This is a genomic window from Pseudomonas sp. 05N36 (genome assembly GCF_056397385.1).
This window is the reverse complement of sequence record NZ_JBFTNH010000006.1, coordinates 78840-104237: the sequence shown is the minus strand read 5'-3', so window position 1 is coordinate 104237 and position 25398 is coordinate 78840. Positions and strand designations below refer to the sequence as shown.

Genomic DNA, 25398 nt, shown 5'->3' with positions numbered 1-25398 from the left:
CATCGCGAGCAGGCTCGCTCCCACAGTTGATTTGTGTTGTGTCTCAAACTGCGGGTTTGGCGCGTCGGGCCTTGAAGAACTCGCTCAGCACCGCGCCGCACTCTTCGGCCAAGACCCCGCCTTCGACCAGCACCCGGTGGTTGAGAAAGCCCTGGGTAAAGAACTGCCCCTGGCTTTGCACGATCCCAGCCTTGGGCTCCAGCGCCCCATAAACCACCCGCGCAATCCGTGAATGCACGATCAAACCGGCGCACATGCTGCACGGTTCCAGTGTGACGTACAGCGTGCTGCCCGGCAGGCGATAGTTGCTCACGGCCTGCGCCGCAGCGCGAATCGCGACCATCTCGGCGTGGGCGCTCGGGTCGCTGCCGCTGATCGGGCAATTGAAGCCGCGACCGATGATTTCACCGTCCTGCACCAGCACCGCGCCCACCGGCACTTCACCGAGGGCGGCACCTTGCGCGGCCAGCGCCAGGGCTTCACGCATGAAGTCCTGATCGCGGCTACGGTCGATGATCTTCGCCGGGCGTATCTGACGCATCAGGCCACCTCGATCGCGGCCATCAGGCCGGTTTCCATGTGGTCGATCACATGGCAGTGGAACATCCATACCCCCGGGTTATCCGCCACCAGCGCTACCTGGGCGCGTTCGTTCTTGCCCAGCAGGTAGGTGTCGGTGAAATACGGAATGATCTTTTTGCGGTTCGAGGCAATGACCTTGAAGCTCATGCCGTGCAAGTGAACCGGGTGCTGGTACTGGGTCATGTTCTTCAATTCGAAAATGTAGCTTTTGCCTTTCGCAAGCTTGGCAATCGGGCGGTCGGCGCAGGTTTTGTCGGTGATGTCCCAAGCCTTGCCATTGATCTGCCAGAGGCTCGGCGGCTTGCCATTATCGACGTTCACCGACACCGATCCAACCCATTCGAAATTGAAGTTGAGCTTCTCGGCATTGGCCAGGTCCGGCTCGGAAATCGGGTTGGCCGGCAGCGCCGGTGGCCACTGGGTTGGCGCGTCATTGTTGGCCACCGAACGCAAGGTGCCAATGCGCACCGGCCCGTTACGCAGCGACAATTCTTCACCCGCCGCTGGGGCCTTGATCGCCAGGCAAATCCGCATGCCGGGGCCTAGCCAGTATTCCTTACCCAGCGGACGCGGCTCGATCGGGTTGCCGTCGAGCGCGTAGATCTGCGCTTCGACGCCCGGAATGTTGAGGCGGTAAGTCAGGGTGTTGTCGAGATTCAGCAGGCGCACCCGGGTGATCTGCCCGGCCGGCAAGTCGATCACCGGCAGTGGCACGCCATTGATGGTCGCCAAACGCCCGGCCGTGCCGCCGCGCGCCGCTTCACGAGGAACGCTGAACGGCACGAAGGCGCCCTCTTCATCGACGTGCCAGCTTTTCAGGCTGAGGGTCTTCTCGTACTTGAAACCGGTGGGCTCGCGTTCTTCGATGATCAGCGGCCCGACCAGCCCGCGCCCCAGCTCTTCGCTGCTGTTGACGTGCGGGTGATACCAGTAGCTGCCAGCGTCCGGCACGCGGAATTTGTAGTCGAAATACTCGCCCGGCAGTACCGGCAATTGCGAGACGTACGGCACGCCGTCCATCTCCAGCGGCAAACGGATGCCGTGCCAGTGAATGGTGGTGGGCACCGGCAGGTGGTTGATGAAGCGCACCCGCAGCCATTCGCCCTGGCGCACCCGCAGTTCCGTCCCCGGCGCCGACGGACCAAAGGCCCAGGCCTCGGTTTTGTGCCCCGGCACCAGCTCGACATCCAGCGGCGCGGCGATCAGTTCGTAGTCATGACCCGCACTGGCGTCGGCCATTTTCCCCAGCCAGTAACGCGATGCACCACCCGCCCCGACGCCCACCACTGCCAAACCGGCCAGACCACCCAGTATTTGTCGACGGGTAAAGGACATGAACTCAACAACCTCACGTATCAGCGGCAGGCCTGAGCCCGCAAAAGGCGAATACGATACACCTGCGGATGAGAAACAGTAAGGGCAACAAAGGGACGCACATCACCTGTGGCGAGGGAGCTCGCTCCCGCTCGAGTGCGAAGCAGTCGTAAAACCATCCTGTGCTTGGTGTCTGGCGGAATGCGATTTCAGGTTTTAGGGCCGCTTCGCGCCCCAGCGGGAGCAAGCTCCCTCGCCACAGGATTCGGTTACGCATCCAGTCCTGTGATCAGGTGCACCACCCCGCCCGCCAACGCCATCACCCCCGGTACACCCGCCGCACGCAAGGCTGTCGCGTCCAGCAGCGCGGCATCCTTCAACTCCACCCGCACCCGCGTCAGGGCAACGTGCTGTTGCGACTTGAGGTTGCTCGCCCCGCCCAGCGCGGCCACGACATTCGCTGTCAGGCCCGAGACAGGACGGGCAGCCACCTTCGGCTCATCCACCACCAGGTCCGGGGTCAGCGCCTTCCAGAACGCCCGTTGCATTTTCTCGAACATGTTCAGCTCTCCAACACCTGTGAAGTTTCGACCATCGCCTGCTGCTGCACACTCAAGGCCTCGCGGACCTGCTCGGCGCTTTCCAGCCCCAGCACCTGATGCGCGATGGCCTGACAGTCGCTGAGCTCGACCTCGCGAATCGCCGCCTTGATCGCCGGAATCAGCGGCACGCTGACCGACAGTTCATCCACGCCAAGCCCCAGCAACAGCGGCACCGCCAAGGTCTCCGAGGCCAGCGCGCCACACACCCCGACCCACTTGCCATGGGCATGGGCGGCCTTCACGGTGCTGGCGATCAGGCGCAGTACCGATGGGTGAAAACTGTCGGCCTGACTGGCCAGGCGCGGGTGATCGCGGTCCATGGCCAGGGTGTACTGGGTCAGGTCGTTGGTGCCGATGGAAAAGAAATCCACTTCAGGTGCAAACAGGTCCGCCATCAGCGCCGCTGCCGGGACTTCGATCATGATGCCCAGTTTCGGCAGCTCCGTGAGCCCCAGCGCCAGCGCCTCTTCTTCAAGCATCAGCCGCGCCAGACGCAGCTCCGACAGCTGGCTGACCATCGGCAACATGATGTGCAGACGCGCCAGCCCGGCGCTGCTCAGAATCGCCCGGAACTGCTCACGCAGCAGCTGCGGACGCTCCAGGCACAGGCGAATCCCGCGCATGCCCAGAAACGGATTGGCCTCGCTGTCCATCGGCACGTAGGCCAAGGGTTTGTCGCCGCCGACATCCAGCGTACGCACCACCAAATTGCGTTGCGGGCCCAGTGCGCGGGCGATGGCGCTGTAGGTGCCGGCCTGTTCATCGTGACTCGGCGCCACGCTGCGCTGCTGATACAAAAACTCCGAACGCAACAGGCCGATACCTTCAGCCCCGAGGCTCATGGCCTGCTCGGTTTCGGCCAGCGAAGCAACGTTGGCCGTGACTTCAAAGTGATGACCGTCGCGGGTGACGGCGGCCCGTGCAGCGTTTTCCAGTTCGTGTTGATGACGCTGGCGTTGCTGCTGGCGTTTGGCATGCAACTGCTCGATCACCGACACCGCCGGGTCCAGGTGCAATTCGCCCTTGTCGGCATCGAGCAGCACCCGCGTGCCACTGGCCAGCGACAGCACTTGCAGCGGCAAACCACACACGGCCGGCAAACCCAAGGCCCGGGCGAGAATCGCCACATGGCTGGTGGCACCTCCGCCGACGGTGGCGAAGCCCAACACCTTGCTGGTATCCAGCGCGGCGGTCTGCGACGGTGTCAGTTGTTCGGCAATCAAGATCGCCTGATCCGGCAACTCCCAGACACCGTCCGGCACCCCGAGAATCAGCTTGAGCACACGCTGACCGACGTCCATCAGGTCCAACGCGCGCTCAGCAAGCAACGTGCTGCCCAGCGACTTGAACAGCGTGGCGGTGGCTTCGGTGGCACTGTTCCAGGCAAACGCCGCGCTCTTGCCCTCAGCGATCAGGGCCTGGGCTTGCTCCAGCAGGCTCGGGTCTTCCAGCAGTTCCTGATGCGCCTTGAAAATGTCCGCCTGCGCCTCAGCGGTTGCGTTGTCACGCAAGCGTTGCAGCGCCTGCGTCGCGTGTGTCAGCGCACATTCCAGCGACTCGCGCTCCACCTGCTGATCCGCAGCAAACTCAGGCATTTCCAGAGCACGCTCCGCCACTTGCACCACGTACCCGAAGGCCGAACCCGCCGAAGCGCAGACACCGCGCAGCAGCTTCGCCGACACCTCCTGCGCCTGAACCACTGGCGCGACCACTGCCACCGCAGTCACAGCCTCGCCGCAGCCATCCGCCAGTAATTGGGCCAGCGTGCTGATTGCCAATTCGGCATCTTCACCTACCGCACTGACCTGCAACGCATCGCCGTGCACCGTCTGCAACGCCATGATCGCTACCAGCGACTTGGCGTTGGCGCTGTCCTGCTGCTTGTGCAGGCAAATGCTCGCCGCAAAGCCTTTCGCCGCCTGCGCAAAGACCGCCGCCGGCCGTGCGTGCAGGCCATTGGGGTTGGGCAGATGAACCGGTTTGGAGAACAGCGCTTCGCCCTCCTCCTGCGCAACAACGGTACGCGGATCGCCCAGGCTCAGGCGCAACACCGGCTGCGCACAGGCCACCAGACCGCTGTCCGGTGTCAGCAGACTGAAGGGCTCGCCGCTGACCACCAGCATCAAGGTCAACAGGCTGCGGGCATGCAGGGCAATATAGTCGGCATCGAACTCGATCAACGGCTGCCCGGCTTCAACACGCTGCCCCTGCTCGACCAAGGCGCTGAACCCTTGGCCTTTCAGGTTCACGGTGTCCAGGCCAATGTGCAGCAACACCTGTACACCGCTGTCATCGGTGATGCTGATCGCATGGCCGCTGTGTTGAAGATTACTGACGGCGCCGGCCAACGGTGCGCACAGGACCTGCGAGGTCGGGTCGATGCACAGGCCGTCGCCGATTACCCGGCTGGCGAACACCGGATCCGGTACGTGATCAAGCGGCATCAGCACCCCGGACAGCGGCGCCAGCAATTGCAAGGGTTGGGTTAGGGTCATGACTTCACCTGCGGTTTTGTTCTTTGAAGTGCCGATGGAGCACGAGCCCCGACAGCATCGCTTATTTCCACCAGTACTCGACCTGCAATCCGACGTTCGCACCATGCAATGCCGTGCCGAACGCGCCGGTATCGGACAACGCCGAACCTTGCGCCAGTTCATTGGCCGCACGCTTGGCGGCCTCGTTCCAGCTGGCATAGGTGTAGTACAAACGCACCTCGGGGCGTTCCCAGAACCCCGGACCTTTGGGCGACCAGGTCGGGGCAAAGGTGAACTTGCTCAGCTTGCGCGTGCCGCCGGGCGCCTCAACCTGATCGTGCCCCAGCTCAGTCACCAGCTTGAATTGATCGGTGATCGCATACGCCGGACGAACTCCCAGGGAAATCCAGTTCTGGCCGTTACCGTCCGGGCGAATATCCTTTTGATAGACCGCTTCGACCTGACCACCAAAACGCGGCGTCAGTTGCCAGTCGAAGAACTCCACCAGCCGGTAGCTCTTGTTGCGGTCATCCAGCCCCACGTCGCCGGTGTAGCCCAACCCGGTGCCGGGCCCTTCGCCGTATTGCAGCGCCAGTTTGTTCTTGCCGCCGAAAAAGTCTTTCTGCACATGTTGAGCAGTGATCGCCCAGCCTGCGTGCGCGTCGCGACGGTCGGGCTTGTCGATGTAGCTCAGGCCAAACTCCAGCTCGCCACCAGGGTTGGTATCAAAGCCTGAGACGTTGAAATCGTGTCGAGTCACGTAGTCCTTCTGGTACAGGTTGTCCTTGCGCGAAAACGCGTAGCTGTATTTCAGATCGCCAATCTTCACGTCCTCGATACCGCCGCCCGTGGCGCTCTGGTTCCAGTAGTAGAAGTCGGAAATGTGGATGTCGTTTCGTTTGTAGTAGCGCCGACCGGCCCACAGCGAACCGCCGTTAAGGCTCGGCAGGTTCGACCACTGCGCATACATCTGCGGCATCCGCACCGAGCCGTTGTCACCCTGGAACGTCAGATTGCGGTCGTACTGGTTGTACAGCGAAGCCATGCCATCGACGCTGAGCACCGAGCCGTCATCGAGGGTCAGCAGGTTCTGACGCAACTCCAGCTCCGCGTACTGTTCGCACTCGTTACCCAAACGGTACTTCGACTCTGCGCCGGGCAGTTTGAAACACGATTGCGAGCCGCCATTGACCGTGCTCCCGACGCCGCTGCGCAGGTAGCCGGCGAACTCCAGAGCGTGGGCCGAGAACGGCAATACCAGGCACACGCACGCTGTTGCAAGGCTACGATTTATTGTTGTTTTCAAGAGCCACCCCATTATTTTTATTGTGCTCATCCGGCAAAACCTGCGCGCAAAAAGCCCCCGCGCAGTGCCCTGCGAGTTGTTTGAAAAGCCTGTTGTTTAGTGGTCGGTCAGGTGCAGAACGAACGACTCGTAAGGCCGCAGGAACAGTTGCTGCTTGCGCACCTCACTGTCCGGGTAGTTGCTGATCACCCGGCGTTGCAACATGCAGTCGGTGATCACCCGCTCCGGCAGCTCGACTTCACACGCCGTGCCATAGAAGTTGTTCACCACCAACAGCCGCTCGCCTTCTCCTTCACGCAGGTACACCCAGACCTGTTTGTGCGTGGGCAAGAGCTGGCGATACACGCCGTCCTGGATCAGCGGTTCGCTGCGGCGCAAGGCAATCAGTTGGCGATAGTGGTGCAGCACCGAAGTCGTGTCGTCGAGCTGGTTTTCGACGTTGATCTGCGTGGCGTTGGCCGGCACGCCGATCCACGGCTCGGTGCTGCTGAAACCGGCATTGGGTAACGCGCTCCACTGCATGGGAGTGCGACTGTTGTCGCGGGATTTCTGCATGATCGCAGCCATGCTCGAGGCCTCGGACTCGCCCGCCTCGCGCTTGAGCCGGTAGATGTTCAGGGTTTCGACATCCCGGTACTGCTCGATGCGTTCGAAGCCCGGGTTGGTCATGCCCAACTCTTCACCCTGATAGATGAACGGCGTGCCCTGCAAAAAGTGCAGCGCGGTGCCGAGCATCTTCGCCGAGACCACTCGATGTTCGCCGTCATCGCCAAACCGCGACACCACGCGCGGCTGATCGTGGTTACACCAGAACAGCGCATTCCAGCCGCCACCGGCCTGCATCCCGGTCTGCCAGTCGGAAAGGATGCGCTTGAGTTCAAGGAAGTCGAAGTCGGCGCGAACCCACTTCTGCATGTTGGGGTAATCGACCTTCAGGTGATGAAAGTTGAAGGTCATCGACAGCTCTTTGGAGTCCGGCCGCGAATAGCGGATGCAGTGCTCAAGGCTGGTGGAAGACATCTCGCCAACGTTGATCAGGTCATGGCCTTCGAAGACTTCGCGGTGCATTTCCTGCAAATATTCGTGCACGTTCGGGCCGTCGGTGTAGAAGCGTCGGCCATCGGTGTGGTCTTCGGGGAAGTCCGTCGGCTTGGAGATCAGGTTGATCACGTCCAGACGGAAACCGCCCACGCCTTTGTCACGCCAGAAGCGCATCAGCTTGAAGACTTCAGCACGGACCTGCGGATTGTCCCAGTTGAGGTCGGCCTGGGTGTGGTCGAACAGGTGCAAAAAGTACTGCCCGGTTTGCGCCTCGTATTCCCAGGCCGAACCGCCGAACTTGGACTCCCAGTTGTTCGGCTGATCGCGCCAGATGTAGAAGTCACGGTACGGGTTATCAAGGCTGCTGCGCGCTTGCTGAAACCAGCTGTGCTCGATGGAGGTGTGGTTGACCACGATGTCGAGCATCAGCTTGATCCCGCGCTTGCCGGCCTCGGCGATCAGCAACTCGCAGTCGGCCATGGTCCCGTAGCTCGGGTCGATGGCGTAGTAGTCGCTGATGTCGTAGCCGTTGTCGCGTTGCGGCGACCGCAGGAACGGGGTGATCCACAGGCAGTCGACACCCAGCCATTGCAGGTAATCAAGCTTGGCCACCACCCCGAGCAGATCGCCCGTGGGGTTGCCGGCGTGGCTGTGAAAACTCTTCGGGTAGATCTGGTAGATCACCGAACGCTGCCAGTCTTGCATGGCGGATTCCTTCAATGAATTTATGCGCTGAGCATTGTTCTTTTGTGGCGAGGGAGCTTGCTCCCGCTGGGCCGCGAAGCGGCCCCAAAAACGTGTAAATGCATTTAGCCAAGCACACCGCATCCGCCGGTTTTACGACTGCTTCGCAGCCGAACGGGAGCAAGCTCCCTCGCCACAGGTGTGCTCAGCCTGTTAAGCCACTCGATATCCCGCTCGAACGATTTTCATGCTCATGCCACAGGTCAAAACAAACGGCACGACCATGGCGATGACCATCCCGACAATGAACATCGGAATGAACTGCGGGATGATCGAGATAAAACCGGGCAAGCCGCCGACACCGATCGCCGAGGCCTGAACCTTGTTCAGCGACAGGAACATGCAGCCCAGCGCCGAGCCGGTCAGTGCGGCGTAGAACGGAAACTTGTAGCGCAGGTTAACGCCGAACATCGCCGGTTCAGTGATGCCGAAATAGGCGGAAATCGCCGAGGTCGAGGCCATGCTTTTGTCCCGCGCGCTGCGGGTCATGTAGAACACCCCGAGTGCCGCGCTGCCCTGAGCGAGGTTGGACATGACGATCATCGGCCAGATGAACGTGCCGCCCTGGGTCGAGATCAACTGCAGGTCCACCGCGAGAAACATGTGGTGCATGCCAGTGATCACCAACGGCGCATAGAGCAGACCGAAAATCGCCCCGCCAACCATCGGCGCCAGGTCGAACAAGGTCACCACGCCTTCGGTAATCAGAATCCCCAGGTGCCGGGTCACCGGACCGATCACGGCCAGCGCCAACACCCCGGTCACGACGATGGTGGTAATCGGCACCACCAACAGTTGAATGGCATTCGGCACCCGTGCCCGCAGCCATTTTTCAATGACGCTCATGACGTAGGCGGCCATCAGGATCGGCAGGATCTGGCCCTGGTAGCCAACCTTCTCGATCTTGAACCAACCGAAAATATCGAAGTACGGCAGGCTCTGGCCGTCCAGCCCGGCCACCGCCTTGCCGTAGTTCCAGGCGTTGAGCAGGTCCGGGTGAACCAGCATCAGGCCGAGCACGATGCCGAGGATTTCACTGCCGCCAAAACGCTTGGCCGCCGACCAGCCAACCAGCGCCGGGAGGAACACGAACGAGGTGTTGGCCATCAGATTGATCAGGCTCCAGACACCGTCCAGCGTCGGGTAGGCCTCAAGCAGGGTCTTGCCTTCGATGAACATGCCTTTGGCGCCGATCAGGTTGTTCACGCCCATCAGCAGGCCGGCAATGATCAGCGCCGGCAGGATTGGCATGAACACATCGGAGAACACCCGCACCAGACGCTGCATGGCATTGGTCTTGTCGGCGCCCTTTTGCTTCACATCGGCGATGGTCGACGCGGCAAGGCCGGTCTGTTGGCGTAGCGCGGCGTAGACCTTCTCGACCTCGCCGGGACCGATGACCACCTGAAACAGGCCGCCGGTGAAAAACGAGCCTTTGACCAGGTCGATCTGGTTCAGCGTCGCGCTGTCGACCCGCTGCGGGTCTTTGAGGGCCAGGCGCAGACGCGTGACGCAATGCGCGGCCTGTTCAAGGTTGTCAGCACCACCGAGGCTATGAAGCAGCTCGCTGGCGATAGTCGGGTAATCGTGGCTCATGCTTTTTCATCCACTGTGTTTTTTTGTTGTTGGCAGCATGCCGAAGCGAAAAGTACTCGTCTGTACGAGTTAATGCAACAACTCGTACAGACGAGTTTCAATTTGTTTACCCACAAGCCGACCAGTGGCTCTATTTCCCACAGGTGAGGATTTCAACGCTAAATGGACAAACCCCACCTCTGCCCTTAAGGTTCCTGCCTTGAGCACAACGCAGCCATCCCTATGAGCAAATACAACCAGATCTACAGCGATCTGCTTGCCAGCATCACCACCGAACGTCTGGAACGCGGCGCGCGGCTGCCTTCCGAAACCGAATTGATGGACAGCTACCAGGCCAGCCGCGGCACCGTGCGCAAGGCTATCGAACTGCTTCAGGAACGCGGCTTCGCCCAGAAAGTCCACGGTAAAGGCACCTTCGTACTGTCGACCAACCCGATCGAATTCCAGCTCGGCGGCATCGTCAGTTTTCAGGAGACCTACCCAAGGCTGGGCAACGACGTCAGCACCGAGGTCGTGGAGTTCGAGCAGATTCCCCTGCAAGGCGCCCTGCTCGAACACCTGAAAGCTGAAGAAGGCAGCCTGATCACGCGGATCAAGCGCGTGCGTCGAATCGACGGCAAGCGGGTGATCCTCGACATCAACCACTTCGTCGCCGACCTGATTCCGGGGCTGAACCGCGAGATCGCCGAGCACTCGATCTACGCCTTCATCGAGCAGACCCTGCAACTGCAAATCGCCTACGCCCAACGCACCATCGAAGCGGTGCCCCGCAGCAAGGACGACCAGCAGCACCTGGACCTCGACGGCCAGAGCCATGTGATCGTGGTCAGCAACCAGACCTTTTTGCAGGATGGCCGCCAGTTCGAATACACCGAATCGCGGCATACCCTGGACAAGTTCTACTTTTCTGATGTGGCGCGGCGCTGACCCTACACCTTCCGGAATCGTGTTTGAGCATAACTATGTAGTGCACTTCCCTTGAGCAAATGAGCAATCCTCTCAGCCCATTTCTCAAGGAGCGAGAACATGCCTACCGATCAAACACGTGAAACGCTGCCCGATAACACAGACAAACAACACCTGCTGGCCATCGCGCCCGTCATCGTGACTGCCTGTCCCGACTTGCACGAAGAAGCCCATGGGATGGCCACCGAAATCCTGAAAAAACACGGCATTACCGGCCTGGACCCCGATCAGGTCTGGTGGCATCGTTTTGGCAATGTCACGGCCAGCAGCACCAAGACCTTCCTGGGTTGGGAGCACTACCCTAAACCCACTCAGTCAATGACCCTGACGCAACTGGTCATTCATCGGTATTACGTCACCGATCAGGATTACTTCGATCAGCTGGACTGTTACGGCGGGTTTTACACCGCCGATGCAACCGCCAGCATTTACAACGAAACCAACGAAGTGCGGATGTACCCCAGCGCCGTGCTCAAGGACTTCTGGCACGAGACCTTCAGCGATCGGTATCTGGCCAAGCTGAATGCCTACTGGAGCGTGCATTTTGATGACTACCGGACCCTGGCGAAATGCAACTACCTGAGTAAAGCCGTCGAGGCACGGGAAAACGGTACGCTGCAGGAGGAAGAGTTTCAGACCGTTATCCGGGCCGTCGCCGCAGACAAAAACTGGCCGCTCACCCTGGAGAACTTGCGAGCGCAAACCTCAGCACCCGCTAATCTGCGGGTATGCGCCCTGGATGTAGCCGGGCATGTCGCCACCGATATCCTGCGTATCGATGACGGTAGCGGACGGCAAATCACCTATGTTCCCGGCGCCACTGATGCGTTCCACGTGCACCCGACGCTGACGGACATGCATTGGTGGATCCTGCTGCAAATGAACGATGACACGCGCTATGCCGAATTCATGACGCATTTCCCGCTGTCGGTGCGCCAGGAGATCCACGACAACATCACGCCCCTGATGAACCAGTTGGTGGGTACGTGGGGCAAATACGATCACCATCTGATCAATCAAAAAAACATCACCGTCAGCGGCGACGCGTTTTCCTGGCTGAGCCGTAATGTGCAGAGCGCAATGTCGCAAGAGGCCGATCTGTCCCTGGTGACCAACGGACAACTGCGTAAAGGCATGTGGCTGGGCTACCTGAGCGCCGGCCTGCACGTCTTCGGGCCGCTGGCGCTGCTCGGCTGGCCGATTGCACTGCCGGTAATTGGAGCCAGCATCGCGTCCATGGGCTTGAACATCGACAAGGCCGTCAACGGCAAAACCGTGGCCCAGCGCAAGGAAGGCGTAAAAGGCGCCGTGCTGGCTGGCATCAACCTTCTGTTCAACCTGCCGCTGCTCAAGGAGGTCGATGTTCTGGAGGAGGTCGGCGCTTCGGCCGAGGCCGCCGAAGCCGCCGAAATGGCCAGGCTGCGGGAGACCACCAATCCTGCTGAACCGATCGGTGCGCAAGGACCGGAGGTATCCGACGGTTCAGAGGCCGCAGTTACTCAAATTCAAGAGTTCATCCCGCTGAAGCCGGAGCCGGCACAGCACCTTGAAGTACCGGAGCACTGGCAAAGTAACGAGATTCTGGAAAGTGAGGCGCCGCTTGCCACCAGCGGCAAGTTCCAGGGCATCTACTCGCTCAACTCCCCCCCCTCGACTGCGATCATGATGAACGACGCAGCCTATTACGTGCGCTACGAAGCCGACATCAATGGCGGTGGCACCTGGGCCATCATCGACCCGGCAAACCCATACGCGTCCACGGGATCGATACCCGTGCGCTTGAATGCCGAGGGCGAGTGGGAGCTGACATCGAAACCCGGTTTAAAGGGTGGCGGCAAAGACGACCTCGCCGCTGTTGCGGGACCTTCCCGGTTTCCCGACCATGTCCGGCCACCGGAAGCATTTAGTGTGCCCTCGACGAAGTACGATACCGCCACTGGGCGGTCGCTCAACGCCCTGGCGTTAGGCAAAAAAGAAACCCACGTAAAAATAATCAACCTTCCCAACGGACGCATACAAGGGCTGACAGCCTATGAAGAGTTCGTCGCAGGACATCGCGCCGCCCTGTTGAAAGATACTCGCGCCCTCTTTTCCAAAGAAAACTTCTTTGCCTCATTACCGGCACGTCCGGTACAGCCCGTCATCACGCCGTCCATGACTGTCCCGGAACTCATTCAGAACATCTTCGATGCTTCACCGGGGTTGGTGATTGGAGAAAGCCAGGATCGAATTGCCAGCATGCGGTTCCTGATCGAGAACATGCAGACGTTGGCCAGGCAAGGCGTCAAGACGATCTACATGCATCGCCTGCTCAACGACTTCAATCAATTCGACCTGAATACCTTCCTCAGAAGCGCAAAAATGGAAGGCATGCTCGAAAAGTATCTGAAACAGCTCCAAAGCGATCCCGCCGGGCAGTTCACCCCACTCGAGGTCGTCAAGGTGGCTCGCGAGAACGGTATCCGGATCCAGGCGACCGACTGCCTGGCAAGCTACCGCTATCCAGCATCGCCCTTGATTGACGTTCAGGAACAATCCATTAAAAACTACCTCACCACCACGATCATGCGTGCCAATGAAGCGCTTGGCAGCTCAGGTAAATGGGTGGTCCTGACGGGCCAGGAAAACACCAATACCTTTAGAGGCATTGCCGGCATCAGTGAAATGAACGGCGGTGTCGGTTTGCGTATTGAGGAGGTGCTTCCAGAACGCAGCCTGCAGATAGAGATAGACCACGGCATCGAGGTGGGTCGCAATGCCAGCCCACCACCGGTCAACTTTCATGGAGAGTTCGACACCTTGTATGCCGATATCAACCTGCAAGTGCCGACGCCGATGCTGCAACGAACGCCGGACGAAATCGCTCGCCTCCTGTTCCGCCAGGGAATGTTCACCTTCAAGGAAACTGATGGAACCTGGACATTGATCCATCGCAGCAGAACCAATCTGATCATAGAAACCCTGGTTGAACGAACGGCCAATGGGCAATACCTGGTCAATCGCCCCGCCTGGATCGACGTCCATCAAAAACCTTACCCCAGCCTGGTCGATCTTTCGCACGCACTCACCCGCATGGGCATGAAGCTCGAAGGACGCTTGCCAGCGTAGGAAAACACCGTAACGCGATACGCAAAAGGCCCCGTGAATTCACATTCACGGGGCCTTTCGGTTATTACGGACGATCAGTCAGATCGGGATCATTCCCACTCGATCGTCGCTGGCGGCTTGCTCGACACGTCGTAAGTAACGCGGGAGATGCCTTCGATTTCATTGATGATCCGGCCGCTGACGGTTTCCAGCAGCTCGTAAGGCAGGTGAGCCCAACGCGCGGTCATGAAGTCGATGGTTTCTACTGCACGCAGGGCGACAACCCAGGCGTAACGACGGCCATCACCCACCACGCCTACCGATTTCACCGGCTGGAACACCACGAATGCCTGGCTGACCTTGTGGTACCAGTCGGCTTTACGCAGTTCTTCGATGAAGATGTGGTCGGCGCGACGCAGCAGGTCGGCGTATTCCTTCTTCACTTCGCCAAGGATCCGCACGCCCAGGCCCGGGCCCGGGAACGGGTGACGGTAGACCATGTCGTACGGCAGGCCGAGTTCCAGGCCCAGACGACGGACTTCGTCCTTGAACAGCTCGCGCAGCGGTTCAACCAGCTTGAGGTTCATTTCTTCCGGCAGGCCACCCACGTTGTGGTGCGACTTGATCACGTGTGCCTTGCCGCTTTTCGCGCCAGCCGACTCGATCACGTCCGGGTAGATGGTGCCTTGGGCCAGGTACTTGATGTTGTCGAGCTTGCAGGATTCGGCATCGAACACGTCGATGAAGGTACGGCCGATGATCTTGCGCTTCTTCTCTGGGTCGCTTTCGCCTGCCAGGTTACCGAGGAACTGGTCTTCGGCGTTGGCACGGATCACCTTGACGCCCATGTTCTCGGCGAACATGGCCATCACTTGCTCGCCTTCGTGCAGACGCAGCAGGCCGTTGTCGACGAAGACGCAGGTCAGTTGGTCGCCAATGGCTTTGTGCAGCAGTGCGGCAACCACCGAGGAGTCAACGCCGCCGGACAGGCCGAGCAGTACGTTGTCGGTGCCGACCTGGGCGCGGATGTTGGCGATGGCGTCTTCAGCAATCTTCGAAGGCGTCCACAGGGCTTCGCAGCCGCAGATGTCGAGGATGAAGCGCGAGAGGATGCGACCGCCCTGCTTGGTGTGGGTCACTTCCGGGTGGAACTGCACGCCGTAGTAGCCGCGAGCATCGTTGAACATACCGGCAATCGGGCAGCTCGGAGTGCTGGCCAGGATGTGGAAATCCTCTGGCATCTTGGTGACCTTGTCACCGTGGCTCATCCATACGTCGAGACCGAACAGGCCATCAGCGTCGATGTGGTCTTCGATGCCGTCCAGCAGACGGCTCTTGCCGACGACGTCGACACGGGCGTAACCGAACTCACGCAGCTCGGAACCTTCAACCTTGCCGCCCAGTTGCTCGGCCATGGTCTGCATGCCGTAGCAGATACCGAAGACCGGGACGCCCAGGTCAAATACGGCTTGCGGGCAGCGCGGACTGTCAGCGACGTGCACGGACTCGGGGCCGCCGGCGAGAATGACGCCTTTTGGAGCGAATTCGCGAATCGCGTCTTCATCCATGTCGAACGGGTGCAGTTCGCAGTAAACACCGATTTCACGCACGCGACGGGCGATCAGCTGGGTGTACTGGGAACCGAAGTCGAGGATCAGGATGCGGTGAGCGTGAATGTCGAGGGCCATGATTCAGTCTCGTCTAAGTAATTCAAAAACAGTCGTGATTCAGAAACAACTCGGGGCTGAATAGAACAGCCCCGGTTGCTTAACGATTTGCTTGAAGGCTCAACCTACGCGGTAGTTTGGCGCTTCTTTAGTGATCTGTACGTCGTGGACGTGCGACTCGGCCATGCCAGCGCCGGTGATGCGCACGAACTCTGGCTTGGTGCGCATTTCTTCGATGTCGGCACTGCCGGTGTAACCCATCGAGGAACGCAGGCCGCCCATCAGTTGATGGATGATGGCGCTCAGGGTGCCCTTGTACGGAACACGCCCTTCGATACCTTCCGGAACCAGCTTCTCGGCGCCTGCCGAGGAGTCCTGGAAGTAACGGTCGGAAGAACCTTGAGCCTGGGACATGGCGCCCAGCGAACCCATGCCACGGTAAGCCTTGTACGAACGGCCCTGGAACAGTTCGATCTCGCCCGGCGCTTCTTCAGTACCGGCGAACATCGAGCCCATCATCACGCAGGAGGCACCGGCAACGATGGCCTTGGACAGGTCACCGGAGAAACGGATACCGCCATCGGCGATCAACGGAACGCCGGTGCCTTCAAGGGCAGCGGCGACGTTGGCGATGGCGCTGATTTGCGGCACGCCGACACCGGCAACGATACGGGTGGTGCAGATCGAGCCAGGGCCGATACCGACCTTGACCGCGTCCGCGCCCGCTTCGGCCAGCGCCTTGGCAGCAGCGCCGGTGGCAATGTTGCCGCCGATCACCTGGACTTCAGGGAAATTCTGCTTGACCCAGCGAACACGGTCGATCACGCCTTTGGAGTGACCGTGGGCAGTGTCGACCACCACCACGTCAACACCGGCAGCAACCAGTGCCGCGACGCGATCGCCGGTGTCTTTACCGGTACCGACCGCAGCGCCTACGCGCAGACGACCCTGGTCGTCCTTGCTGGCCAGTGGGTAGGCCTTGGCTTTTTCGATGTCGTTGACGGTCATCATGCCTTTGAGGGCAAATTTATCGTCGACGATCAGCACGCGCTCGATACGGTGCTTGTGCAACAACTCGCGAACGTCGTTCTTGTTGGCGCCTTCCTTGACCGTGACCAGACGCTCTTTAGGCGTCATCACTTCACGGACAGTGGCGTCCAGACGGTTCTCGAAGCGCACGTCACGGGAAGTGACGATACCGACCAGGTCGCCATCGTGCAGTACCGGAACGCCGGAGATGTTGTGCATGCGGGTCAGTTCGAACAGCTCACGCACCGTGGCATCAGCCTCGATGGTGATCGGGTCCTTGACCACGCCGGCCTCGTACCGCTTGACCTTGCGCACTTCGGCAGCTTGCTGCTCGATGGTCATGTTCTTGTGGATGATGCCGATGCCACCTTCCTGAGCCATGGCGATTGCCAGACGGGCCTCAGTGACGGTGTCCATGGCGGCGGAAACCAGTGGAATATTCAGCTCGATGCCACGGGTAAGGCGGGTYTTGAGACTGACTTCGTTAGGAAGCACCTCGGAATAACCGGGCACTAAAAGAATGTCGTCGAAGGTCAGAGCTTCTTGGCTGATACGCAGCATCGCGGGGGCTCCCGAGCGGGAAAATGGAAGCGCGCCATTATACTCAGACACCCCCGCCGGCTCAATGTAAAACTCAGCCTATTATCGGATGGGCTTATTTTGGCCAGACGCAGTCCCTGTAGCAGTTGCCGAAGGCGACGTTCGGTTGCGAAGCAGCCGTAAATCCGCATAACGCGATTCAACAGGAAAAACGGGATGATCGAGTAGCGCCCGCTTCGCGGCCGAACGTCGCCTGCGGCAACTGCTACAGGGACGGCGGCGCCTTACAGTTCCACTTTCACCCAACTCACCGGCAGGTCGAGCCATTCGGCGAACTCGTCGATGAAGCTCTGCTTGAACCCGGCCTCGGCCCAGTTATTGAAGATAAAGCCCAGGTTCGAGAAGCCGCACTCCTGCAGGAACAGAAAGCCGTTGATGTCGTCTTCATGCCCGCATTCCGGGCAGATGAAGTTGTCGGTGCGCCCTGGCATCCAGTCTTCCAGGCTTTCGAACAGCGCTTCGCCGATCTCCTTGCGGCATTCGGCACAACCGGCTTCTTCGAGAAAGCCCTTGGCCGGTGTATAGATGCAGCGCTTGGTGATGATTTCCAGCCCATTGATCGGCTCGCCGAATGGCAGCGCTTCGGGATGCAACACCACCGCCCGCGCGCCCGGTGCGATGGCGTGGGCCATGCGATTGCCGGTACGACCGCAGGTGGTGAGCTGTTCTTCAATGATGTTCTTGCGCACCAGCCACCGCACAATCGCCCGCGCCCGAGGTTCGTGCACCGGCAGTGTGGAGATTTTCGGGACGAGGATGCTTTGCGAGTTCATGGGTGCAGCCCTGTTGCAAACACTGAAGATTATCCCTGTGGGAGCGAGCCTGCTCGCGATGGCAGCAGATCAGGCAACCTCGATATTGATTGTGATGGCCTATTCGCGAGCAGGCTCGCTCCCACAGGATTTGGCGGTCGGCAGCTTAATCCCTGACAGGCTCAGGTCAAGTGTTCAGATACCTGACGATCAAGGCAATGCCACTGGCCAGCACCAGCCAGGTCACCAGCCGCACAAAAGCCTCGCGGGACAACCTCATGGTCAACCGTCGACCGGTCCACAGCCCCAGCGCCATTGCCGGCAACAAACATACCGCCAGTACCAACAAGGGTAGCTCGGCATAGACCCCGGCGATCGCGAACAGGCTCAAGCGCACCACCGTACTGCAACTGATCAACGCACTTTGCGTGGCGCGGGCCTCATCCTTGGGCAAGCGGCTGTTCAGATAGATGGCATATAAAAAGCCGCCACTGCCAAACAACGCCCCGAACATTCCGCCCACCGTGCCCATCGGGATCGCCCACGCGGCAGCCAACTGCGTCGGCCGGGCTTTCACCCACAAGCTGTAAATCGCATACGCGCTGATAAACAGCCCCATCAATAGCAGCAACAGGTTCGATTTGAGGTTCAGCAGGAAGATCACTCCCAACGTACACCCCACCGCCATGCACGGCAGCAAGCGCAACAACTCGGGCCTGGCGACATCGCGCCGCGACGGCAGCAGATTGCCGAATGCCGCGATGAAATCGAGCAGCACCAGTAGCGGCACGATCTTCGACAATGGCATGAACAGAATCAGGATCGGCCCGGCCACCAGCGCCGTACCGAAACCAGCGACGCCAAAGACGATGTACGCCAGGCTGATACCCAGCCCGATCACCAGCCAGTCCGTTGCGCCGAAGGCCCAATGATTCAGTAATTCCAGCAATGCAACTTCCTTTTTATCACTGTGATGGTTTTAGCCGGCAGTCCCTGTGGGAGCGCGCAGCGCTCACTTCAGCAAGAAGGTAATCGGCCATGGAGATTGATCGCCGAATGCCTTTAAACTGCGCCCCATGATTAAAGATCCCTTTGCAAGACTCGGCCTGGACCGAGAAGTCCTGACGGTCAGCCAGCTCAACGGCCGCGCGCGGGTGTTGCTTGAAGACGTGTTCAGCAACATCTGGGTCGAAGGCGAAATCTCCAACCTCGCCCGCCCGGCATCCGGCCACATCTATTTCACCCTAAAGGACAGTGGCGCCCAAGTGCGTTGCGCGCTGTTCCGGCAGAACGCTGCGCGGGTTCGCCAGGCGTTGAAGGATGGCCTGGCGGTCAAGGTCCGGGGCAAGGTTTCGCTGTTTGAAGGGCGTGGCGACTATCAGCTGATTCTCGACACCGTGGAACCTGCCGGTGACGGTGCGCTGCGCCTGGCGTTCGATGCACTGAAGGAAAAACTCAGCGCCGAAGGCCTGTTCAGTGCCGAACGCAAAGTGCCGCTGCCGGCACACCCGCAACGCATCGGCATCATCAGTTCGCCGACCGGCGCGGTGATTCGCGACATCATCAGCGTCTTCCGTCGCCGTGCGCCGCAAGTGGTGCTGACCCTGATTCCCACCGCCGTGCAAGGCCGCGAAGCCACCGCGCAGATTGTCCGCGCACTGAAACTGGCTGACGCCCGCGGTTTCGATGCGCTGATCCTCGCGCGTGGCGGCGGTTCGCTGGAAGACCTCTGGTGCTTCAACGAAGAAGCCGTGGCCCGTGCGATAGATGCCTGCGTCACCCCGATTGTCAGCGCCGTCGGTCATGAAACCGATGTGTCGATCAGCGACTTCGTGGCCGACGTCCGTGCACCGACGCCTTCCGCCGCAGCCGAACTGTTGGCTCCGGATTCCAGCGACCTGGTGCGTCGGGTCGAAAGCTTGCATCGGCGTCTGGTGATGCGCATCCGCGACCGCTTGATGCGCGATCGTCTGCGCCTGGAAGGTATATCGCGTCGCTTGCGTCATCCCGGCGAACGCCTGCGCCAGCAAGCGCAACGCCTGGACGACCTGGACATGCGCCTGCGCCGGGCTTTCGAGCGCAGTCTCAATACCCGTCGCGAACGACTGATTCGCCTGGAGACCCGCCTCGCCGGGCAACATCCGGGACGGCAACTGGCGCTGCTGCGCCAGCGCCTCGACAGCCTCGCCGAGCGCCTGCCGCGCTCGATGCGCGAGGGTCTCAAGGCCCGTCGCCTGCAACTGCAAACCCAGATGCAAACCCTGCACGTGGTCAGCCCGCTGGCGACATTGGGTCGTGGTTACAGCATTTTGCTCGATGAGCGCGGCAACGCGATCCGCAGCGCCGCACAGACCCAGAACGGCCAACGCCTGAAAGCCATACTCGGCGAAGGCCAATTGCAGGTCCGGGTTGAAGACAACCACCTGACGCCCGTCACCCTTTCTTTACTGGATTGATCCATGCCGCGTTTTCTTGCACCGCTGTTGTTGCTTTGCCTGACCTTCAACGCCCATGCCGACAGCTACATCACCCGCCTGCTGAACAAACCGGTGCCCGGCGGTGTAGCGGTGGTCGACCTGGGCGCTTCGGCTCAGGCGCCCAAGGCCAGCTACCAAGGCAAACCGGTGCTGGTGGTCAAGGAACAGAACAACTGGCTGGCGATTGTCGGCGTGCCGCTGACCGTCAAACCCGGCAACCAGCAGCTCAGTAGCGGTGGCCGTAACCTGAGTTTCATGGTCGGCAACAAGAAATACCCGGAACAGCACATCACTTTGAAGAACCAGCGCCAGGTCAATCCGAACCCGGACGACCTGAAACGCATCGACGCGGAACTGGACGAACAGGTCCGCGCCTACCGCAGTTTCAGCCCGGTGACGCCGAGCAACCTGCTGCTGGACAAGCCGGTCAATGGCCCGCTGTCGAGCAAGTTCGGGGTGCGCCGGTTCTTCAACGGCGAAGAGCGCAACCCCCACGCGGGCCTGGACTTCGCGGTGCCGGCCGGTACGCCGATCAAGACCCCGGCGGCCGGCAAGGTGATCCTGATCGGCAACTACTTCTTTAACGGCAACACGGTATTCGTCGACCACGGCCAGGGCTTCATCAGCATGTTCTGCCACATGTCGAAAATCGACGTGAAAGTCGGCCAGCAACTGGCACGCGGCGGCGTGGTCGGCAAAGTCGGCTCCACCGGGCGTGCGACCGGACCGCACATGCACTGGAACGTCAGCCTGAATGACGCGCGCGTAGACCCGGCGATTTTCATCGGCGCGTTCCAGCCTTGAATACTCGCTGAAGCCACTGGCCTCATCGCGAGCAGGCTCGCTCCCACAGGGTATCGGTGTGACCACAGATCTGGTGAACCCCCCAAATCCACTGGTGGGAGCGAGCCTGCTCGCGATGACAATTTCACAGGCACCGAAGAACTTCCCGCTGCCTGAATCTTCAATTGCGCTTAGCCCAACCCTCACGCAAACATCACAACAATTGCAGCCACACACAGCAATAAAATCTCGATAAAAAAGACTTTTCGGGTATTTATCTCAAAGTTTTTCGACTGCTTGCCATCTTTCACCCTCGCGGTTAGGGTTGAAGACATGAAAACTTCTCACACCCTCATTCAGCTCCGCCAGCACCGCAGCCTGTGCCTCGTCAGCGCACGACTGCCGGGCTGAATCGCGGTGCCTCGTCCCACGTTTTATCCAACGTTTTTTTGATCCACCGGCAGGCCGCCTTTTTTCGGCCCACACAATAAGGATTTTCCGATGAGCATGCTCAAAGACCCGTCTTCGAAATACCGCGCCTTCCCGACAATCGACATTCCGGATCGCACCTGGCCGTCGAAGACCATCACTGCCGCGCCGATCTGGTGCAGCTCCGACTTGCGCGATGGTAACCAGTCGCTGATCGAGCCAATGGACGCGGTGAAAAAGCTGCGCTTCTGGAAAACCCTGGTCGCCGTCGGCGTGAAAGAAATCGAAGCCTCTTTCCCGGCCGCCTCGCAAACCGACTTCGACTTCGTGCGCACCCTGATCGAAGGCGGCCACATCCCGGACGACACCACCATCCAGGTGCTGACCCAGGGCCGTGAAGACCTGATCGAGCGGACTTTCGAATCCCTTCGTGGCGCGAAAAAAGCCATCGTTCACCTCTACAACGCGACCTGCCCTTCCTTCCGCCGGATTGTCTTCAATCAGGACAAGGACGGGATCAAGGCCATCGCCGTGAACGCTGCCAAGCTGTTCGTCAAATATGCCGCCAAGCAGCCGGAAACCGAGTGGACCTTCGAATACTCGCCAGAGACGTTCAGCGCCACTGAGCTGGAGTTCGCCAAGGAAGTCTGCGACGCGGTGATCGAGGTCTGGAACCCGACGCCTGAGCACAAGGTCATCCTCAACCTGCCGGCTACCGTCGAATGCGCTACACCGAACATCTACGCTGACCAGATCGAGTGGTTCGGCCGTCACATCAACCGTCGTGACAGCGTGATCATCAGCCTGCACACCCACAACGACCGTGGCACTGGCGTTGCGGCCACCGAACTGGGCCTGATGGCGGGCGCCGACCGTGTCGAAGGCTGCCTGTTCGGCAACGGCGAGCGTACCGGTAACGTTGACCTGGTCACCGTGGCCTTGAACCTCTACACCCAGGGCGTTGACCCTGAGCTGGATTTCTCCGACATCGACGGCGTGCGCAAAGTCGTTGAAGAGTGCAACCAGATTCCGGTGCACCCGCGTCACCCGTACGTCGGCGACCTGGTTCACACCGCGTTCTCCGGCTCGCACCAGGACGCCATCCGCAAGGGCTTCGCCCAGCAGAAACCGGATGCCCTGTGGGAAGTGCCGTACTTGCCGATCGACCCGGCCGACATCGGCCGCAGCTACGAGGCGGTGATTCGCGTCAACAGCCAGTCCGGCAAGGGCGGTATCGCTTACCTGCTGGAACAGGAATACGGCATCAACTTGCCGCGCCGCATGCAGATCGAGTTCAGCCAGGTGGTACAACGCGAAACCGATCGCCTGGGCCTCGAGATGACTGCCCAGCAGATCCACGCGCTGCTGCACAGCGAGTACTTGCAGGCCAACACGCCGTACGCGCTGGTCAGCCATCGCTTGCAGGAAGAAAACGGTCACAGCGCCGTCGAAGTCGAAGTCTCCAGCAAAGGCCAGGGCGAAACCAACCTGCACTGGCGCGGCAAGGGCAACGGCGCCCTGGAAGCATTGGTGGCCGGTCTGCCGATTCCCGTGGAGATCATGGACTACAACGAACACGCCATTGGCGCAGGCACCAATGCCAAGGCTGCGGCCTACATTGAACTGCGCGTGAACGGCGAGCGTGCAGTGCATGGCGTGGGCATCGATGAAAACATCACCACCGCCAGCTTCAAGGCCCTGTTCAGCGCGCTGAACCGCTCCCTGAGCCAGCCGGAAGCGAAAGCGGCGTAAGCCGTCCGCTGAAACGCAAAAGGCCCCGAGGTGACAACCTCGGGGCCTTTTTTGTGCCTGCAAGCTTTGTGTTACCTGTGATGGCCCCATCGCGAGCAGGCTCGCTCCCACAGGGTTATGTGCTGATTGTTGGACCTGTACAAATCCAATGTGGGAGCGAGCCTGCTCGCGATGAGGGCCTAGAAGGCAGCGAAAATCTCAAGTCAGTTCGAAGGTATCGGCATCCAGATTCGCCGGGAACCGTGTGCGATACGCCGCCAGCTCCGCAGCGCTCAGCACGACCTGAAACACTCCATCGGCCTCACCGACACCCAGCAGCGTCTCGCCCTGGAAATCCAGTACCTGGCTATCACCGGTATACGCAAAACCCTTGCCGTCGGTGCCAATCCGGTTCACCGCCGCGACATAGCAGAGGTTCTCGATGGCCCGCGCCGGCAGCAAACGGTTCCAGTGCTGACGCCGTGCACCCGGCCAGTTGGCGGTGTACAGCAGCAGGTCGGTGTCTTGCGCATCGCGGCTCCACACCGGGAAACGCAAGTCATAGCAAATCAGCGGACGCACCCGCCAGCCCTTGAGCTCGAACTGCACCTGACGCTCGCCGGCGGTGTAATGCTTGTGCTCGCCGGCCATGCGAAACAGGTGACGCTTGTCGTAATGCAAGACCTCACCGTCCGGCCGCGCCCACAACAGCCGATTGCGATGGCTGCCATCGGCGGCCTGGACAATCACGCTGCCGGTAATCACCGCATCAAGTTTGGCGGCTTGCGCTCGCAGCCATTTACTGGTCGGGCCGTTTTCCACTTCAGCGAGGTTTTGCGACTCCATCGAGAAACCGGTGGTGAACATCTCCGGCAGGATGATCAGGTCGGCGCCCCGCGCCTGCTCCAGCAACTGTTCGAAATGCTCGAGATTGGCCTTGCGGTCATGCCACGCCAATGTGGTCTGGATCAACGCAACGTTCAGATTGGGCAAAGCGGTCAGATCGCGCATAGTTTCTCCGCTGCCTGACGCAGCGTCTCCTCACGCTTGGCAAAACACAGGCGCACCAGACGCTGTTCTGGCAGCGGGTTCTGGTAGAACACCGAAATCGGGATCGCCGCCACGCCATGCTCGCGCGTCATCCACTTGGCCATCTCGACATCGTTCAGGTCCGGGCGGATCTGCGAATAGTCGACCAACTGGAAATAGGTCCCGGTGGCCTTGGTAAAGCTGAACCGCGAAGGCGCCAGCAAATCACAGAACAGATCACGCTTGGCCTGATAGAAACCCGGCAACTCTTCGACATGCTCCGGGTGCTCGGCCATGAAGTCGGCCAGTGCGTACTGCAACGGGGTCACACCGCAGAAACTGACGTATTGATGCACCTTGCGCAGTTCTTCGGTGAGCGCCGGTGGCGCGACCACGTAGCCGGTCTTCCAGCCAGTGACGTGGTAGGTCTTGCCGAAGGAACTGACCACGAAGGCCCGCCGGTACAGCTCTTCATGGGCCAAAACGCTGGCATGCGCTACGCCGTCAAACACCAGGTGTTCATACACCTCGTCACTGATCAGGTAGATATCGCGGTCGCGAATCAACGCTGCCAACTGATCCAGCTCGGCACGCGAGATCAGCGCACCACTCGGGTTATGTGGCGAGTTGAGGATGATCATTCGCGTACGCGGGCTCAGCGCGTCGGCGAGCTTCTGGAAGTCGATGGCGAAATCCTTCCCGCCCAGCGGCACATGCACGCAACGACCGCCGGCCAGCGCCACCGAAGGCTCATAACTGTCGTAGGCCGGATCGAAGACGATCACTTCGTCACCGCTGTGGATAACCGCCGCAATGGCGCAGAAGATCGCCTGGGTCGCGCCGGGAGTGATGGTCACCTCGGTGTCGGCATTGACGCTCACGCCATAGCTGCGAGCGATCTTCGCCGCCACTTGCTGGCGCAGCGCCGGCAGGCCGGTCATCGGTGAATACTGGTTATGGCCATTGGCGATGTGCCGGCCGACCGCATCGCACAAGGCTTGCGGAGCATCGAAATCGGGGAACCCCTGGGACAGGTTGATCGCGCCGGTCTGTGCCGCGAGCTGAGACATTTGGGTGAAGATAGTGATGCCGATATTCGGCAGCTTGCTGGTGATCATCGGTGATTCCCTACTGAACACCCGGCTCTAACGGCGGCACGGGAGAGCCCCCGAGGATAGCTCAAACGCCA

Annotated in this window: 18 protein-coding genes; 5 read left to right on the top strand and 13 right to left on the bottom strand. The window is 60.4% G+C overall.

Features of this window, described 5'->3' with window-relative positions:
* Window positions 1-43: 43 nt before the first annotated feature.
* From tadA to treP, 7 genes are all read right to left on the bottom strand, one after another.
* Window positions 44-541, bottom strand: coding sequence for a tRNA adenosine(34) deaminase TadA (gene tadA / locus AC1DIH_RS10805; protein WP_477771662.1), 498 nt, complete (start codon window positions 539-541; stop codon window positions 44-46).
* Window positions 541-1917, bottom strand: a complete 1377-nt coding sequence (locus AC1DIH_RS10800; RefSeq protein WP_477771661.1) for a multicopper oxidase family protein — start codon at window positions 1915-1917, stop codon at window positions 541-543. The genes tadA and AC1DIH_RS10800 overlap by 1 nt, the downstream gene beginning before the upstream one ends.
* Before the next feature lie 248 nt (window positions 1918-2165).
* On the bottom strand, window positions 2166-2456 hold the full coding sequence (locus AC1DIH_RS10795; RefSeq protein ID WP_477771660.1) for a PTS sugar transporter subunit IIB: 291 nt from the start codon (window positions 2454-2456) through the stop codon (window positions 2166-2168).
* A 2-nt stretch (window positions 2457-2458) separates the two neighbouring features.
* Window positions 2459-4993, bottom strand: coding sequence for a phosphoenolpyruvate--protein phosphotransferase (ptsP, locus tag AC1DIH_RS10790; RefSeq protein WP_477771659.1), 2535 nt, complete (start codon window positions 4991-4993; stop codon window positions 2459-2461).
* A gap of 61 nt (window positions 4994-5054) precedes the next feature.
* Window positions 5055-6278 carry a carbohydrate porin gene (locus AC1DIH_RS10785; RefSeq protein ID WP_477771658.1) on the bottom strand — a complete coding sequence of 408 codons (1224 nt, stop codon included), beginning with the start codon at window positions 6276-6278 and terminating at the stop codon, window positions 5055-5057.
* Between the two features lie 96 nt (window positions 6279-6374).
* Complete coding sequence (gene treC, locus AC1DIH_RS10780; protein WP_477771657.1) at window positions 6375-8024, bottom strand: alpha,alpha-phosphotrehalase; 1650 nt, start codon at window positions 8022-8024, stop codon at window positions 6375-6377.
* Window positions 8025-8216: 192 nt separating this feature from the next.
* Window positions 8217-9659: a PTS system trehalose-specific EIIBC component gene (treP, locus tag AC1DIH_RS10775; RefSeq protein ID WP_477771656.1), complete on the bottom strand. Its 1443-nt coding sequence runs from the start codon at window positions 9657-9659 to the stop codon at window positions 8217-8219.
* Between the two features lie 222 nt (window positions 9660-9881).
* Here treP and treR point away from each other — a divergent pair, with 222 nt between their 5' ends.
* Window positions 9882-10586: a trehalose operon repressor gene (treR, locus tag AC1DIH_RS10770; protein ID WP_427544386.1), complete on the top strand. Its 705-nt coding sequence runs from the start codon at window positions 9882-9884 to the stop codon at window positions 10584-10586.
* A gap of 99 nt (window positions 10587-10685) precedes the next feature.
* Window positions 10686-13733: a membrane-targeted effector domain-containing toxin gene (locus tag AC1DIH_RS10765; protein WP_477771655.1), complete on the top strand. Its 3048-nt coding sequence runs from the start codon at window positions 10686-10688 to the stop codon at window positions 13731-13733.
* Between the two features lie 89 nt (window positions 13734-13822).
* Here the strand turns inward: AC1DIH_RS10765 and guaA are convergent, their stop codons facing one another.
* The 4 genes from guaA to AC1DIH_RS10745 all read right to left on the bottom strand — a co-directional run bounded on the left by guaA (window position 13823) and on the right by AC1DIH_RS10745 (window position 18709).
* Entirely contained in the window at window positions 13823-15400 is a 1578-nt protein-coding gene (gene guaA / locus AC1DIH_RS10760) for a glutamine-hydrolyzing GMP synthase (protein WP_477771654.1), read from the bottom strand.
* A 99-nt stretch (window positions 15401-15499) separates the two neighbouring features.
* The gene (gene guaB, locus AC1DIH_RS10755) at window positions 15500-16969 is read right to left on the bottom strand and encodes an IMP dehydrogenase (protein WP_145015140.1); all 1470 of its coding nucleotides are present in this window, start codon (window positions 16967-16969) and stop codon (window positions 15500-15502) included.
* Window positions 16970-17232: 263 nt separating this feature from the next.
* Window positions 17233-17781, bottom strand: a complete 549-nt coding sequence (locus tag AC1DIH_RS10750) for a sugar ABC transporter ATPase (protein WP_145015139.1) — start codon at window positions 17779-17781, stop codon at window positions 17233-17235.
* Window positions 17782-17947: 166 nt separating this feature from the next.
* Window positions 17948-18709, bottom strand: coding sequence for a sulfite exporter TauE/SafE family protein (locus tag AC1DIH_RS10745; RefSeq protein WP_477771653.1), 762 nt, complete (start codon window positions 18707-18709; stop codon window positions 17948-17950).
* Between the two features lie 127 nt (window positions 18710-18836).
* On the opposite strand from AC1DIH_RS10745, the gene xseA reads away from it, so the two are divergent.
* From xseA to leuA, 3 genes are all read left to right on the top strand, one after another.
* Window positions 18837-20216: an exodeoxyribonuclease VII large subunit gene (gene xseA, locus AC1DIH_RS10740; protein WP_054595815.1), complete on the top strand. Its 1380-nt coding sequence runs from the start codon at window positions 18837-18839 to the stop codon at window positions 20214-20216.
* Window positions 20217-20219: 3 nt separating this feature from the next.
* Window positions 20220-21041 carry a peptidoglycan DD-metalloendopeptidase family protein gene (locus tag AC1DIH_RS10735; protein ID WP_477771652.1) on the top strand — a complete coding sequence of 274 codons (822 nt, stop codon included), beginning with the start codon at window positions 20220-20222 and terminating at the stop codon, window positions 21039-21041.
* A gap of 480 nt (window positions 21042-21521) precedes the next feature.
* Window positions 21522-23201, top strand: a complete 1680-nt coding sequence (leuA, locus tag AC1DIH_RS10730; RefSeq protein WP_477771651.1) for a 2-isopropylmalate synthase — start codon at window positions 21522-21524, stop codon at window positions 23199-23201.
* 198 nt (window positions 23202-23399) lie between these two features.
* Here leuA and AC1DIH_RS10725 read toward each other — a convergent pair whose 3' ends face one another.
* Both AC1DIH_RS10725 and AC1DIH_RS10720 read right to left on the bottom strand, forming a co-directional pair.
* Window positions 23400-24191, bottom strand: coding sequence for an amidohydrolase (locus AC1DIH_RS10725; protein ID WP_477771650.1), 792 nt, complete (start codon window positions 24189-24191; stop codon window positions 23400-23402).
* Window positions 24179-25327 (bottom strand): pyridoxal phosphate-dependent aminotransferase, encoded by a 1149-nt coding sequence (locus AC1DIH_RS10720; protein ID WP_477771649.1) that lies wholly within the window; start codon window positions 25325-25327, stop codon window positions 24179-24181. Before AC1DIH_RS10720 ends, AC1DIH_RS10725 begins: the two co-directional genes overlap by 13 nt.
* Window positions 25328-25398: the final 71 nt, after the last annotated feature.

What these genes read in the sequence shown, in the direction of transcription:
- tadA (WP_477771662.1), bottom strand. Translation starts at nt 541, where the DNA reads ATGCGTCAGATACGCCCGGCGAAGATCATCGACCGTAGCCGCGATCAG.
- AC1DIH_RS10800 (WP_477771661.1), bottom strand. Translation starts at nt 1,917, where the DNA reads ATGTCCTTTACCCGTCGACAAATACTGGGTGGTCTGGCCGGTTTGGCA.
- AC1DIH_RS10795 (WP_477771660.1), bottom strand. Translation starts at nt 2,456, where the DNA reads ATGTTCGAGAAAATGCAACGGGCGTTCTGGAAGGCGCTGACCCCGGAC.
- ptsP (WP_477771659.1), bottom strand. Translation starts at nt 4,993, where the DNA reads ATGACCCTAACCCAACCCTTGCAATTGCTGGCGCCGCTGTCCGGGGTG.
- treC (WP_477771657.1), bottom strand. Translation starts at nt 8,024, where the DNA reads ATGCAAGACTGGCAGCGTTCGGTGATCTACCAGATCTACCCGAAGAGT.
- treP (WP_477771656.1), bottom strand. Translation starts at nt 9,659, where the DNA reads ATGAGCCACGATTACCCGACTATCGCCAGCGAGCTGCTTCATAGCCTC.
- treR (WP_427544386.1), top strand. Translation starts at nt 9,882, where the DNA reads ATGAGCAAATACAACCAGATCTACAGCGATCTGCTTGCCAGCATCACC.
- AC1DIH_RS10765 (WP_477771655.1), top strand. Translation starts at nt 10,686, where the DNA reads ATGCCTACCGATCAAACACGTGAAACGCTGCCCGATAACACAGACAAA.
- guaA (WP_477771654.1), bottom strand. Translation starts at nt 15,400, where the DNA reads ATGGCCCTCGACATTCACGCTCACCGCATCCTGATCCTCGACTTCGGT.
- AC1DIH_RS10750 (WP_145015139.1), bottom strand. Translation starts at nt 17,781, where the DNA reads ATGAACTCGCAAAGCATCCTCGTCCCGAAAATCTCCACACTGCCGGTG.
- xseA (WP_054595815.1), top strand. Translation starts at nt 18,837, where the DNA reads ATGATTAAAGATCCCTTTGCAAGACTCGGCCTGGACCGAGAAGTCCTG.
- AC1DIH_RS10735 (WP_477771652.1), top strand. Translation starts at nt 20,220, where the DNA reads ATGCCGCGTTTTCTTGCACCGCTGTTGTTGCTTTGCCTGACCTTCAAC.
- leuA (WP_477771651.1), top strand. Translation starts at nt 21,522, where the DNA reads ATGAGCATGCTCAAAGACCCGTCTTCGAAATACCGCGCCTTCCCGACA.
- AC1DIH_RS10725 (WP_477771650.1), bottom strand. Translation starts at nt 24,191, where the DNA reads ATGCGCGATCTGACCGCTTTGCCCAATCTGAACGTTGCGTTGATCCAG.
- AC1DIH_RS10720 (WP_477771649.1), bottom strand. Translation starts at nt 25,327, where the DNA reads ATGATCACCAGCAAGCTGCCGAATATCGGCATCACTATCTTCACCCAA.